At 62.5% G+C, this 14,162-nt stretch carries 13 protein-coding genes; 1 reads left to right on the forward strand and 12 read right to left on the reverse strand.

The annotated features are described in order from the left end of the window. Positions 1-60: 60 nt before the first annotated feature. Entirely contained in the window at positions 61-1,419 is a 1,359-nt protein-coding gene (locus tag ACZM8Y_RS11490; RefSeq protein ID WP_487480000.1) for an aminotransferase-like domain-containing protein, read from the reverse strand. Positions 1,420-1,428: 9 nt separating this feature from the next. Further along, the gene (locus tag ACZM8Y_RS11495) at positions 1,429-2,307 is read right to left on the reverse strand and encodes a PHP domain-containing protein (RefSeq protein WP_482334796.1); all 879 of its coding nucleotides are present in this window, start codon (positions 2,305-2,307) and stop codon (positions 1,429-1,431) included. A gap of 202 nt (positions 2,308-2,509) precedes the next feature. On the opposite strand from ACZM8Y_RS11495, the gene ACZM8Y_RS11500 reads away from it, so the two are divergent. Further along, positions 2,510-2,716 carry a Trm112 family protein gene (locus tag ACZM8Y_RS11500; protein WP_482334798.1) on the forward strand — a complete coding sequence of 69 codons (207 nt, stop codon included), beginning with the start codon at positions 2,510-2,512 and terminating at the stop codon, positions 2,714-2,716. Between the two features lie 257 nt (positions 2,717-2,973). Here ACZM8Y_RS11500 and ACZM8Y_RS11505 read toward each other — a convergent pair whose 3' ends face one another. The 10 genes from ACZM8Y_RS11505 to murD form a co-directional block, all read right to left on the reverse strand. Continuing rightward, a complete protein-coding gene (locus tag ACZM8Y_RS11505; protein WP_482334800.1) occupies positions 2,974-3,711 on the reverse strand; it encodes a DUF4851 domain-containing protein in 738 nt (245 codons plus the stop codon). A gap of 327 nt (positions 3,712-4,038) precedes the next feature. Then, positions 4,039-5,328: a cell division protein FtsZ gene (ftsZ, locus tag ACZM8Y_RS11510; protein ID WP_302552821.1), complete on the reverse strand. Its 1,290-nt coding sequence runs from the start codon at positions 5,326-5,328 to the stop codon at positions 4,039-4,041. 40 nt (positions 5,329-5,368) lie between these two features. After that, positions 5,369-6,601: a cell division protein FtsA gene (ftsA, locus tag ACZM8Y_RS11515; protein ID WP_005025975.1), complete on the reverse strand. Its 1,233-nt coding sequence runs from the start codon at positions 6,599-6,601 to the stop codon at positions 5,369-5,371. 229 nt (positions 6,602-6,830) lie between these two features. Then, positions 6,831-7,676 (reverse strand): cell division protein FtsQ/DivIB, encoded by an 846-nt coding sequence (locus ACZM8Y_RS11520; protein WP_482334132.1) that lies wholly within the window; start codon positions 7,674-7,676, stop codon positions 6,831-6,833. Further along, entirely contained in the window at positions 7,664-8,554 is an 891-nt protein-coding gene (murB, locus tag ACZM8Y_RS11525; RefSeq protein WP_487479999.1) for a UDP-N-acetylmuramate dehydrogenase, read from the reverse strand. The genes ACZM8Y_RS11520 and murB overlap by 13 nt, the downstream gene beginning before the upstream one ends. A 97-nt stretch (positions 8,555-8,651) precedes the next feature. After that, positions 8,652-8,858 (reverse strand): hypothetical protein, encoded by a 207-nt coding sequence (locus ACZM8Y_RS11530; protein WP_482334128.1) that lies wholly within the window; start codon positions 8,856-8,858, stop codon positions 8,652-8,654. A 126-nt stretch (positions 8,859-8,984) separates the two neighbouring features. After that, positions 8,985-10,349 (reverse strand): UDP-N-acetylmuramate--L-alanine ligase, encoded by a 1,365-nt coding sequence (gene murC / locus ACZM8Y_RS11535; RefSeq protein ID WP_482334126.1) that lies wholly within the window; start codon positions 10,347-10,349, stop codon positions 8,985-8,987. A 14-nt stretch (positions 10,350-10,363) separates the two neighbouring features. Further along, a complete protein-coding gene (gene murG / locus ACZM8Y_RS11540) occupies positions 10,364-11,440 on the reverse strand; it encodes an undecaprenyldiphospho-muramoylpentapeptide beta-N-acetylglucosaminyltransferase (protein ID WP_308770460.1) in 1,077 nt (358 codons plus the stop codon). Between the two features lie 12 nt (positions 11,441-11,452). Next, positions 11,453-12,598, reverse strand: a complete 1,146-nt coding sequence (ftsW, locus tag ACZM8Y_RS11545) for a putative lipid II flippase FtsW (protein ID WP_482334123.1) — start codon at positions 12,596-12,598, stop codon at positions 11,453-11,455. Then, the gene (gene murD, locus ACZM8Y_RS11550; protein ID WP_482334121.1) at positions 12,595-13,932 is read right to left on the reverse strand and encodes a UDP-N-acetylmuramoyl-L-alanine--D-glutamate ligase; all 1,338 of its coding nucleotides are present in this window, start codon (positions 13,930-13,932) and stop codon (positions 12,595-12,597) included. The genes ftsW and murD overlap by 4 nt, the downstream gene beginning before the upstream one ends. Positions 13,933-14,162 lie beyond the last annotated feature (230 nt).

Raw genomic sequence — 14,162 nt, forward strand, 5'->3', positions numbered from 1 at the left:
AACCTTTCTCCAGAAAGGTTCCCTCCCCCTCCCCAATCATCCTCACACAATACCCCTACCCTACCCGTGCAGCATCCCGGCAAGCGTACCCAGCGCATCAGCCAGCGCTTCCCGCGTGCGCACGCCGCCGAGCGCCAAACGCACGCCCTGCTCCGGCGAGGCATGGCTGAGCGCGAACAGGTCACTGTCCGCCACAATGATCCCACGCTGGCGCGCGGCTTCGGCAAAAGCCACCGCCGCCCACGGATCAGGCAGCTTGAGCCAGCAGAAAAAACCCGTAGTCCGCGTCTCCAACGGAAAACCATCCAGAAGCTGACGGGCCAGTGCGTTCCGCTCCGCCGCCTCACGGCGCTTGGCAGCCAGCACTCGATCCGCCGTGCCGTTGCGGATCCACATGGCCGCCAGTTCAGCCATGAGCGGAGGGGCCATTGAAATGGTGTAGGAAACCGTCCGCTCCAGCTCGGCAAAAACGGCATCCGGCGGGCACAGATAGGCGATGCGCAGCCCGCCGCTCAGGGCTTCGCTCGTGGAGGCGATGAAACAACAGCGCTCCGGGGCCAATGACGCCAGCGGCGGCAGATTGTGCTCCAACGAGAGGGCGTATACGTCGTCCTCAATGATCATGACATCATAACGCCGACAGATCTCCACCAGCTCCCGGCGGCGGTACTCAGGAATCTGCGCCAGCGTGGGGTTCTGGCAGGTGGGCATCAGATACAGCCCTTTGATGCCCCCGGCCCGGCAAGCCGCTTCCAGCGAATCGGGCAGCATCCCCCCCTGATCCATCCGAATGGGCGTCAGGTTGAGCCGCAGGCGGCGGGCAAGCTGTTTGAGGAGCGGATAACTGAGCTGTTCGGCGGCGATGCGATCCCCCGGATTGAACAGGGAGGCGAGTACCGTCAAAAGCGCGTGCTGCGCCCCCGCACAGACGAGGAGGTTCTCCGGCGAAACGGCCAGCCCGTACCGCCCCGCCCAATGAGCCCCGGCCTCGCGGTGCCGCAACAGGCCGCGCGGCTGCTGATAGCTGCTGAGCTCCTTCAAATCGGCATAGCGGGACAACTCGGCTACGGCCTCGTTCAAATCCGGGTTCAGATATTCAAAAGGCGCAATAAACCCCAGATCATGCATCCTGCCCGCGCCCTCGTATACGTCCACGTCGCGGCACGGCGCGGTCACAAAAGTCCCCCGCCCGGTCACGCCCACGGTCAAGCCGCGCTGCGCGGCCTCGGCGTAGCCCCGGCTCACGGTCCCGATGGTCACGCCGAGCGCTTCGGCCAACTCCCTGTGCGTCGGCAGCGATTCGCCGGGCGCAAGACAGCCATCCTCAATGCCCTGCGCGATGGCGTTGGCAACGAGCATATACTTGGCCTCGCCGGAATGTTCCCGCGCCTGATCCTGATACAGTCCGAGCAGTTTCATACGGCTGGCCTACAAGACCTCCGAAGCGCCGTCAACAGGGCTTTTGCGCCGGGCCTTGAGCGCATCGAGCAACGCCGCCGTCACCCGCAAGCCCCCCTTGCCGCGCCCGAGCTCCACGCCCGGCTTCGCCATGCCGTGATAATCCGAACCGCCGCTGAGACCGAGGCCGTACCGGGCAGCCAGCTCCACGCAGAACCGCTCGTCACGCGCGGAGTGCTCGCTGTGGTAGGCTTCGATGGCCCCAAGGCCCGCCTCTTTGAGCCGGGGGATGATTTCGTCGAACCACGACGGCGGGCAACGGATCAGCATGGGATGCGCAAAGCTCACCACCGCACCGAGATCCGCCATGAGGCTTACCCCCTCCTCCGGGAAGAGCAGCGTCCGGGGCACGTATGCGGAGCCGTAATAGCCGAGATACAGCTCAAAGGCCTGTGCGAAGCCGGACACGATGCCGCGTTTCTGGAGCACGCGGGCGATGTGGGGCCGGCCGACCGATTCACCCCCGGCCTCATCCAGCACTTCCTGATAGCTTATATTGATGCCGATAGACCGGAGCTTGTCGAGAATCTTCAGATTGCGCTCTTCCCTGTGCCCACGCAAACGGGCCAGCTCCGCATCCAATGGGGCGGAATGCCGGGGCAGCCACAACCCGAGCAGATGGATTTCCCCATACTGCCCCTGCACGCCGAGCTCGCACCCCCGGATGATCTCCACCCCGTACTCGCGCCCGGCGGCTTCCGCTTCATCAAGCCCGGAAACCGTATCGTGGTCGGTCACGGCAACCGCCGCGAGCTTCAAGGAAGCCGCCCTGCGTATGAGCTCCCTGGGGGTGTCCGTACCGTCGGACGCCGTGGTATGCGTATGCAAATCAACAAAACGGGGCTGCATGATTCCTCCTCATCGCCGCCCTGCGGGAGAGACATTCACCTTTTCGATGATTTTCTAAAAAACTCATTTTAAATTCCATACAGTTGAATACAAGTTTCATTGAAAACGCGAATATCCCCCTGCCGGAAGGCGGCTTGTCCTCCGCAACGGAAGGCGTTACACTCTTCATTTATCCGTCAACACTGCGCCAAGGAGACGCTTCATGGCCCTGAATCCCGAACTGCTTGCCCTGCTCACCTGCCCCGTATGCCGGGGAGAGCTGGAACCTGTGGACAAAGAAAGCGGGCTGGAATGCCCGGCCTGCGCCTTGGTTTTTCCTGTGCGCGACAATATCCCCATCATGCTTCAAGAAGAAGCCATCCGCAAGGACGATTGGGAACGCGGACAACGCAAAAAGCAATCCCGCTGAGACAAGAAAAGCATGCCCACCCCGGACATGCTTTTCCTTTATGAAAAAAACACATTGCCGCCCCAGTCCGGGATGCTCCCATAAGCCCAGCCAGCCGCAGGCATCCAGATGCCCGCATCCCGGATGCCCACACCCAGCTCAAAAGCGCAGCCAGCCGCAGGGGATCCGAATATCGGGGGGCAGCCGCCCCTTTTCATGTGGGGCGGCAATCCCTCTGAAGCTCCGGGCTATGCGGCCCCATCCGGGAAGCGGCCCCATCAATTGGAGGCGTTGGGGAACAAAGGTTCCTTCATGGACATGCTGCCGAGGAAATTCCCCATAGAACGGGCATTGAGCGTCTTTATGTACGGGGCCGCCTCCTTGGGCAAAGGGGCCCCGCCGTATTGGACATGGAAAACCTTGGCCGCACGTTCGCGGAACGCCTGCACAGCCTCGTTGTACACCGGCACCTCGGAAACGCCCTTGAGCGACGCGGGAAGCGGTTCGCGGTATTCGAGGATGAGCTTGGCGCGCTTGAAATCATTCAGGCAGGCGAACCGCTGCACCAGCCAATCAATGGAGGCCCACTGTTCCTCAGGCACGAACAACGAGGCAAAAGGATCTTTGGCCCCATTCACGATACGGATATTCCCATAAAAGCTTTCACCGCCAAACACCGCACCCATATTCCGCTCCGCCAGAGGCCCGCTGAACGTCAGGGGGTCCCATTCCCAAGCATTGTTTGGCACAAAGGAAAGGGCCACGACAGCGACGGGAGACGCAGCATCCGTTCCGTATACGGAAACAAAGGTTTCCGGGAACTGGTAGCCTTGATCCGTGCTCAGGAACGGGGCGATCTGGCCGTGCGCAAGCATCGGCATATCCGCAACACTGACGGAAACGTCGGGACGCGCCGGAGAAACCAGCGTCGAGCCTTCAAAGCCACGGTAGAACGGCGTACAGGCTGAAACAGCCACAACCATGTACCACAACAGGAAAAAACGGATCGTTTTCATAGCTATCTCCGAATATATGCCTTATAAAGCCCTATTGCCGATAAATACGCCCGAACCTCCGAGGACGCCACCCTTTTTTTGGCACTCCACAGCCGTTGCCTCTTGCCTCCAGCACGCCGCCATTCCCATATGGACTGATGGGGATATATCGGGAAAGGGAGAGACGACTTTTTCCGGGGAAGAACATTTCCTTCCATTCCCAAACCGGCCAGCGCGAAGGGCACCGAAAAAACGAGAGGCCCTCTCCACAGGAAAGGGCCTCTCTGAAAGAGCCGGATGGATCTGCCTTTGAATGCCGGGCGGCTGAATTATACGCTCCGGCCGGGATCAGTTGGCCTGCTTGCGGATGAACGTAGGCAGCTCGATTTCCTCTTCCTCGAAGATAAACTCTTCACGGCCGGGGTTATGCTTTGCCTGCTTGGAGAGCTGCTCACGAGTCCGCAGGAACGTGGGCACAATACGCTCGTCATCGTCAGCCGGAAGATTGTCGAATGTACGGGGTATGCGCGTACGGGGCAGCGGATGCTCCTCGACGGGGGACTGCTTCTGGTAATTCAGCCCGGAATGCGAAGGCTGCGGCTGCTGAACGGGACGCTGCTGGGGCCGGACGGCAGCCATATTGGCCTGCCCGCCCTGCACGACCTTCGGCGCGGTATTGCCCTCAATGCCCGTAGCGATGACGGTGATGCGGATCTCGTCCCCGGCGTTCTCGTCGGTGGCGCACCCGATGATGATGTTGGTATCGGCTTCGCCCAGCGCGTCGTTGATGTAGGCGGACGCGTCGTTGAATTCCTCAAAGAGCAGATCTTCGTTGGCCGTAATGTTGATGAGCACCGCCTTGGCCCCGGCGATGGACACATCTTCCAGAAGCGGGCTGGTGATGGCCTTGCGGGCGGCTTCGATGGCACGCCCTTCGCCCGCAGCGATGCCGGCGCCCATCATGGCCAGGCCGGATACGCTCATGACCGTGCGCACGTCGGCGAAGTCCACGTTGATGAGGCCGGGGACGGTGATGAGGTCGGAAATGCCCCGGACGGCCCGGTGCAGCACATCATCGGCGCATTTCAGCATATCGCTGAGCTTCGCCTTCTTGGGGGCGATGGTCAGCAGGCGGTTGTTCGGGATCGTGATCAGGCTGTCCACGTTCTCGCGGAGTTCGGCAATGCCCTGCTCCGCGGCGCGGGCGCGTTTCGTGCCCTCGAAAAGGAACGGTTTGGTCACGACGCCCACCGTCAGGGCCCCCAGCTCACGGGCGGCCTGCGCCACAATGGGGGCCGCGCCCGTCCCGGTGCCGCCGCCCATGCCCGCGGTCACAAAAACCATATCGGCATCGCCGATGGCGTCCTTGATCGCGCCGATGCTTTCCTGCGCCGCATCACGGCCCACGTTGGGATCGGCCCCGGCCCCAAGCCCTTTGGTCAGCTTTTCACCGATCTGGAGCTTGATTTCAGCCTTGGAGCGAAGCAGGGCCTGCGCATCCGTGTTGGCGCAGATGAAGGTGACTCCCTTCAGGCCCGCCATGATCATGTTCTGCACGGCGTTGCCGCCGCCACCGCCGACACCGATGACCTTTATATTCGCGGGGGGGGTATCCGCTTCAAACTGCATATCCATCATAGCTCCTCCTCAAAGAGAACAACTACTGAGCGCCCAAGCGTCAGGAAATTTCGGAAAACCATTTCTTCATACGCGACAGGATCGAGTTGAACACGTTCCCATCGCTTCGGATACGGAATTTCTGCTCCATGCCTTCCTTCTCCGCACCGAAGCGGAGCAGGCCCATGGCCGTGGCGAACTTTGGACTGTTCACCATATCTTTGAGCCCGCCCACATTACGGGGATACCCGATGCGCGTAGGCAGGTTGAAAACTTGTTCGCCGAGCTCCTGACAGCCCTGAATAAGGGCCGTCCCGCCCGTGAGCACCACACCCGCACCAATCATGTTCTTGAGGCCGGAACGCACCAGCTCCTGATCGAGGAGCGTGAGGATTTCCTCCATGCGGGGCTCACAGATTTCCGCCAGCACCTGACGCGACAGGCGGCGAGGTTCCCGCCCGCCCACGCTGGGCACTTCGATATACTCATCCGGGCGCACCATTTCGGCAATGGCCGCACCGTGCTTAATCTTGATCTTTTCCGCCGCAGCCATGGGCGTGCGGAGGCCGAACGCGATGTCGTTGGTCAGGTTCTGCCCGCCAAGCGCCAGCACGCCCGTATGCTTGATGGAGTCGTTGGCGAAAATGGCGATGTCGCAGGTCCCGCCGCCGAGGTCGATGAGGGCCACGCCGATCTCGCGTTCCTCCTCGGTGAGCACGGCCTTGGCCGAGGCGAGGGATTCCAGCACGATGTCCGACACGTCAAGCCCGCTCTTATGGCAGGAGCGCACGATGTTCTGGGCGGAAGTGACCGCACCGGTCACGATGTGAACCTTCACTTCCAGACGCACCCCGGCCATGCCCATCGGATCGGCAATGCCGCGTTGATCATCGACGATGTATTCCTGAGGCAGAATATGGATCACCTCGCGATCCAGCGGGATGGCGACCGCCTTGGCCGCATCCAGCGCACGCTCGATGTCGCGGGGCGAGACTTCGCCGCCCTTGACGGCAATGACGCCATGACTGTTGAAGCCTTTGATGTGGCTGCCGGCGATGCCCGCATACACGGAGCGGATTTCACATCCGGCCATCAGTTCGGCTTCTTCAAGCGCCCGCTTGATGGATTGCACCGTCTGCTCGATATTGACCACGACCCCCTTCCGCAGCCCGGTGGACGGACTCGTGCCGATGCCGACAATATCCATCCCGCCGTTCTCAGAGGGTTCGCCCACCACCGCACAAATCTTGGTGGTGCCAATATCAAGGCCGACTATCAATTCAGATTTGGACATGCGCTACTCCTTGGCGCGTTTCGCAATGCATGTCGGGATATTGCGTCATCCCGATCACGCAAAATCAGACCCGAATCCATCATTTCGGGAGGCGCTGCGGCGTCACCCTGCCCGTCACTGCCGTTCCGGGCCAAAACGAGGGTGTCTTTTTCCGCCCTGTTTCACAGTCTGAATACCCCGGATACAGCATATTTTCCGTAAAAAGTCTAGAAAAAACCGCTACTCGCTTTTAAACATTCTCAGGTTCCACAACCCAGACGTTGCCGTCGGCGGCCCAAACTTCCCGTGCCGTCTTCAACTCGCCGCGGCGGGCAAGATCGGAAAGAACCAAACTCAGCCGACGCAGGTTGGCGTCCCAGTCCTCAGCGGCGATGCACAGCACCAGATTCCTGTTTTCAATAAAGACCTCAAAGCCCTTGGCCGCGCTCACCCGGAACAGGGAAACGCTGGCCATGTTCACAGGCAGGTGGGCGGCCTGAAACGCGCGGGAAAGCTCGTCCATCTGGGGAAGCAGCTCCTCGCCGCCGGGGAGGAGCTCCAGCGTCGGCAGCGACAGGAAATTCCCCACACTCACGGGCGCGATGATCTGCCCCTTGTTGTCCGCATAGTGCAGGACGCCGTCTTTGAGCATCCAAAACGCGGGGATACGCTCCCGGATGCGGATCTCAAACGCATCCGGCAGGCGGCGCTTCACGGCCACGGACAGCACCCACGGGTTGCTGCGGAGGCCCTGCTCCACATCCGCGATGTTGACGGTCAGGCTGTTGACGCCCGATTGCAGGTTTGCGGCCTTGAGCACTTCCTCGCGCGAAAAATGGGTCGTGCCCCGGATTTCAACGCGCTTGATGGCAAAAAACTCGCTGGTCGTCGCCAGCCGGTGCAACTGAAGCCCCCCCACGCCAAGCCCGACGAGCAGCGCAGCGCCGATCCCAAGGCCAAGAGTCCAACTGAGGGCCGATTTCACATGGGCGAAAAACGATCCCCCCGAAGAAGAGGGGGCCCGCCGCTGCTGGCTGGTATAGCTGTTGCGGGCGGAACGCCTGCCGCTGCGTCTGGACGAACTCAGAATACCCACAATTTCACTTCCGTCTGCAATTGGATCCCAAACCGTTCCCATACGGCGCCCTGCGCCGACCGGATGAGCTCAAGCGCGGCGTCCGCGCTGCCCTTGCCCTCATTGACCAGAAAATTCGCATGAAGCCCGGAAAAACACATGCCCCCAAGCCGTCTGCCCCGGAACCCAGCCTCGTCAAGCAGCCTGCCCGCCGACATCCCCTCCGGGGGGTTTTTGAAGACGCATCCCGCGCTCCATGAACGAACGGGCTGTACCCGCAGCTTGCGTTCGATATTGCCGCGCAGGGCCGTGCGGATCGCTTCCGGTTCCGCCGGGCGCAGCGCCAACACGACGCCGGAAATGGCAAACCACGGCTTCCCGCCGTCCTTCAAGCCGAAAAAGCGGTACCCGCAGCAAACATCCTCGCGCCCCAGCGTCCGAAAGCCCCGATCCGGGGAAAATACATCCACGCTGCGCAGCACCGTGCCCATGTCCATCCCGTGCGCCCCGGCATTCCCGGCCACCGCGCCGCCCACGTCGCCCGGCACCCCGGCCATGCCTTCCAGCCCGGACAAACCGTGCTTCATGCACCAGACCAGCAGGCGGGGCAGCTTTACGCCCGCGCCGACCCGCACGAGCCGCAGCCCTCCTTCCTCACCGATCACGGCGGGCGCTCCGTCCATACCGCAGCGGACGAGCACAACGGGCAGCTCGCCATCGGCGGCGAGGATATTCGTCCCGCCGCCAAGCATGGCCACGCGCCCCCCGATCCGATCCGCCGCCGCAGGCAGCGTTTCCAGATCCGCGGCGCTTTCAAACGTGGCGAGCGCCAGCGACCGGCCCCCCAGATGCAGGGAGGTCAAAGAAGCCATGCGCGGCGACGCAACGATCCGTACCATCGGTTTTCCTCTTTCCCGTTTGTTTCGCAGGAGAACGACTCTGTTGAATATTATTTTTTGCAGGGAACAAGCCCTTCCGACTGATAAAGGCCGTGTATCAGGGCACCCCTTTTACGCCCCAGCCCTTCAGGGCGGAAAGGATGCCCCCGGCGGCAAGCGGCCCGGTGGCGCAAGGCACTTTCCACAGCAACACGAGGATGCCTCCGGCGGCAAGGGGCCGACTGCCCCTTGACCCCGTCCGGGGGACGAGCCGCCCCCCGGACCCCGGCAAAACCGAAAACGCCGCTGCATTCCCGGTTTTCATCAACAGCCTCCCCTGTGCCGTACAACGGAACTCCCGCCGCACGGCCTCCCCACCAGTCAAAGTTTTTGCGGGTGGGGGCCGGGGGAGGGAGCTTTTTGCAAAAAGCGCCCTCCCCCGATTGCCCTTCTACTCCAGCGCGAGGAAACGCGGCCCGACAGTGGTCACATTGCCCGCGCCGATGGTCAGGAAAAGATCACCGGGCTTGAGGATATCCGGCAACGCGGCAACCATCTCGTCAAAATTCTGGAAATAGCTCACGTCCGCGTCCGATACCTGCCGGATGCCCTGCGCAAGGTTCTGCCCGTTCACGCCGGGGATGGGCTTTTCCGACGCGGGATAGATTTCCGTCAGCAACAGCTTGTCCACCGTACCGAGCACATGGCAAAATTCACCGAACAGCGCCTGCGTCCGCGAAAAGCGGTGCGGCTGAAACGCCACCACAACCCGGCGATCCGGGTAGGCGGTGCGGGCCGTCGCCAGCGTCGCGGCGATTTCCACGGGATGGTGCCCGTAGTCGTCCACGACAAGGATGTCGTTCTTTTCGCCCTTATACTCGAAACGCCGCCCCACCCCGCCGAAACGGGCCAGCCCCTCGATGCAGAAATGCGGCGCGATGCCGGCATCCAACGCCACGCCGATGGCGGCAAGCGCGTTCAGGATGTTGTGGCGGCCCGGCTGACGCAACGCCACCTCACCAAGCTCCTCGCCCTTGATGAAGACCTTGAACCGGTTGATGACCCCGCACTCCAGCACTTCCGCCCGGATATGGTTGCCGGATCCAAACCCGTAGGTCACGACGGGACGCTTCACGCGGGGCAGCAGGCGCTCCACGCCGGGGTCGTCGCCGCACACGACGTTCAGCCCGTAGAACGGGATCTGGTTCATGAAACTGACGAACGCCTCGTCGATGGCTTCCTGATTGCCATAGTGATCCAGATGGTCGCGGTCCACATTGGTCACGACGTTGATGATCGGCAGCAGGCAGAGGAACGAACCGTCGGATTCGTCGGCTTCGGCGATCAGGTACTCGCCCTGCCCCAGACGGGCGTTGGCCCCATAAGCGTTGATCCGCCCCCCGATGATGACCGTCGGGTCAAGGCTGGCGGCGTCGAAAATGGCGGCGGTCAGCGACGTGGTGGAGGTCTTGCCGTGCGTCCCGGCAATGGCGATCCCGGTCCGCAGGCGCATAAGCTCCGCCAGCATCTCCGCACGGGGAATGACCGGGATCCCCTTCCGGCGGGCGGCGACCACTTCCGGGTTGTCTTCCGCCACCGCGCTGGACTTTACCAGCACGTTGACGTCGCCCACATTCCCGGCGGCGTGCCCGATATGGATATCCGCCCCAAGCGAGCGCAGGCGCTGAACCACAGGGCCGTCCGCCATGTCCGAGCCGTGCACTTCATAGCCGAGGTTCAAAAGCACTTCGGCGATGCCGCTCATGCCCGAACCGCCGATGCCGATCATATGGATTTTCGTAAACTTGGTACGCATCGTCGTTTCCTTTTTCAGCTCCGGCGGCACAGCGCAAGAACGCCCTGCGCCACCTTGGAGGCGGCATCGGGACGCGCGCAGGTATGCGCCATCTGGGACATCGTGTACAGCGTGCCGGGATCCTGCAGCAGGTTGATGAGCATCCCCCCGGCGTCCAGATGCGGGAGGTCTTTTTCCGCCACCAGCAGCGCAGCCCCCCGATCAACCATCACTTGAGCGTTGTATGTCTGATGATCGTGGGTCGCATGAGGGAAGGGCACGAGCACGGCGGGCTTTCCGGCTACGGCCAGTTCCGCCACGGACGTCGCTCCGGCCCGGCACAACACCAGATCGGCCCACTGATACGCCGCGGCCACATCCTCGATGAACGGCGTCACGCCCGAAGCGTCGACGCCGTGCGCCCGATATCCGGCAAGCACGCGCTCCAGATCGAACGAGCCCGTTTGATGCCGGATTTCAATCCCGGCCTTCATCAGGCGTTCCAGACTGGCGAGGATCACGGAATTGACGGCCTTCGCCCCCTGGCTGCCGCCCATGACCAAAAGGCGGCGGGTGCCGGGATGCCCAACAGCGTTTTTCCCGGACTCCACAATCGCCTCGCGCACGGGATTGCCTGTAAGCTCGCTCTTTCTTGCGTCAAAAGCCCCGGTCACGTCCGGCAGGGACAGGAACACCCGTTTCGCCAGCTTCGCCAGCATGCGGTTGGTCAGGCCCGGCATGGCGTTCTGCTCGTGCACGGCGATGGGGACGCCGGAAAGCCTGCCCGCCACCAGCGACGGGAATGAGGCATAGGCCCCGAAGCCGATCACGGCGTCGGGCCGGAAGCCCTTCACGATGGCCCCAGCCATGGACACGGCGCGGAAAAGCCCCCACAGCGCGCCCACGGAACGCAGGCCGCGCCCAAGCACGCCGCGCACGGGCAGCCCCCGGAACTCCAGCCCGGCCTGTTTCGCCAGCTTCGCCTCGGAACCGTACTGCGAACCGACGAACAACAGCTCGGCGCCTTCACGCCGCAACTGCTCCGCCACAGCCAACGCCGGAAAAATATGCCCACCGGTTCCGCCGGTGGTCAGAATGACCCGAACGCCCATATCCTTATCCTGTCACCGCGCCGTGCGGGAAAAATTCAGCAGCAAGCCGATGCACATCATACTCGCAAGCAGGCTGCTGCCGCCGTAGCTCAAAAACGGCATGGCCACCCCCTTGGGCGGCGCCATCCCCATAACCACGGCCAGATTGAGCGTAGCGCCGATGGCCAGCACCAGCGTCACGCCGAAAGCCGAAAAACGATCGCGCAGATCCGACTGCCCCATGATGATCTTGTAGCAGCGCATGAACAGCATGGCGAACAGCACCATGATCAGCGTCATGCCGAAAAAGCCGAGCTCCTCGCCCACCACCGCCATGATAAAGTCGTTGTGCGCTTCGGGCAGGTAGAACATCTTCTGGGAACTGCCGCCCATGCCCACGCCGAAGAACCCGCCGGAACCGAGCGCATACAGGGACTGCACAAGCTGATACCCCGCATTCTGGGCGTCCGCGAACGGATCGAGAAACGCCACCAGACGCCGGGCACGGTACGGCTCAAAGATGATCAGGGCCAACGCGCCCGCCAAGCCCACGCCGATGGCCATAAACAGATAAATGAACCGTGTCCCCCCGATCAGGCACATGAAGAACAGGATCAGCGAAAGCACCACGGCCCCGCCAAAGTCCGGCTGCGCCAGCAGCAGGCAACAAAACAAGGCCGTCATGGCAAACGGCGGAATGATGCCTTTGCTGAACGTCTTCACCAGATCCTGTTTCGTGCTCATGAAGTAGGCCAAGTAGAGGGCAAGCGCGATCTTGGCGAACTCCAGCGGCTGGATGGAGAAGAATTTCATCGAAATCCAACGCTGCGCGCCGTTGACGCGCGTACCCAGCGGGCTCAGGGTCACAAACAGCAGCATCAGCACAAACAACAGGAACGGATACTGGAATTTGTACAGGACGTGGCGCGGCACGGCCGCAAGAACCCACATCACAACCCCGCCCGCGGCGGCATAAATGAGCTGGCGCTTGAAAAAGAAATACTTGTCGCCGTTGATGCGTTCCGCCACCACGCCGCTGGCGGAGAGCACCATGAGCAGGCCGATGCACAACAGCATAAGGAACAGCGCGATCAACCCCCAGTCGTACTGTCCGGCAGAGGGGCTTTCCTGCGCCGGACGGAACCCGGACGAAGGAACACGGCGACGGGCCATCATCATGCGAGCACCTCACGGACGACGCGCTTGAAGTCTTCGCCGCGCCGCAGGTAATTGGGGTATTGGTCATAGCTGGAACACGCCGGAGCCAACAGCACCACATCGCCCTCATGGGCCAGTGCGGGCAGGCCGTCCTTGCCCGCCACCCGGCGCAGCGCCTGTTCTAAAGTGCGATCCCACGTCACGGGCAGCGTATCCCTCCACGCAGGCTCAAACCGTTCACGGCTTGCCCCGAACAGGGCCACGCACCGGGCCCGCCCTTTCAAAAGCGGGCACAGCCCCGGCAGATCCCCGCCCTTGAACTTGCCGCCCGCAAGCAGCACCACGGGCCGATCAAACGACGACAACGCCACCCGCAGGGCTTCCACGGTCGTACATTTGGAATCATTGACGTACAGCACGCCGTTGATCTCAGCGACTTTTTCCAGCCTGTGCTCCAAGGGCCGGAACGCGGCAACGGCACGGGCGGCGGCTTCCTCCGTCACGCCGAATTCGCGGCAGGCCAGCCATGCCGCTTCGGCATTGCAGCGGTTGTGCGGGCCCATGAGCTGCATATCCGGGAAACGGCCCGATTCCGTATAATGGATTTTCCGCGCCTTGATCCCGTACTTCCCGGCGAGCCCGTCCATGCCCTCCTGCAGCACCGCGAGATCCTCCCCGGTCTGGTTGGCGAACAGGCGCATCTTGGCGCTGACGTACTCGTCCATGTCCTTGTGGAAATCGAGATGGTTCTCGCTGATGTTCAGCAGGATGCCCACGCGCGGGTGCAGCGTCGAACAGGTCTGCAGCTGGAAACTGGACAATTCCAGCACCACCACATCCGCCTTCTCGCCGGACAGGATATATTCCGACAGCGGCGTGCCGATATTGCCGCCCGTAAAGACCCTGAGGCCCTGCTCCTTCAACATGGCCGCGCACAAGCTGGTCGTCGTGGTCTTGCCGCTGGTCCCGGTCACGCCGATCACCGGCTCGCCGGAAAGCTGGCGCCATGCCAGCTCGGTTTCGGCCATGATCTCCGGCGGGTTGTCGTCGGGCAGAAACTTGCTGATGACCGCGGCGGCCACGCCGGGGCTCGGCACGACCAGCTTCGCATCCCGGAACTGGCCCGGCGTATGTTCGCCGCATACGATCTCCACTCCCGCGGACTCAGCCCATTCCGCGAACCCAGCCGGGACGCGCCCCACAGAGCGATCCAGCAGCCGCACCCGCGCCCCAAGCTCGTGCAGCAGTTTGGCGGCGGCCACGCCGGAAACCCCGGCCCCCACAACAACCGCGAGGTCGCCCGGTTTCACCGCCGGTGCAGGCTTCGTGGACATTTCGTTTGCAGCTTTCATCATGACTCCAGAATGATGCCTCCGGCGGCAAGAGCCGCCCCTTGATCCCGCCGGGAAAAGGCTCCCCCGGCCCCTCGGAGCCGCCGCGAACCGATTCCGCAGAACCGGCCCACAGCGATCCGGGCGCGCCGGAAAGCCCTCTCTTCACTTGATCCGGGAATAAATTTCCCTGTTTTGCCGCCAAGCGCCTTGGAAGGGCAAGGAAGCCGAAAACGGCGGCCTTCCTTCAAAGC

It is taken from the genome of Bilophila sp., from assembly GCF_057864385.1.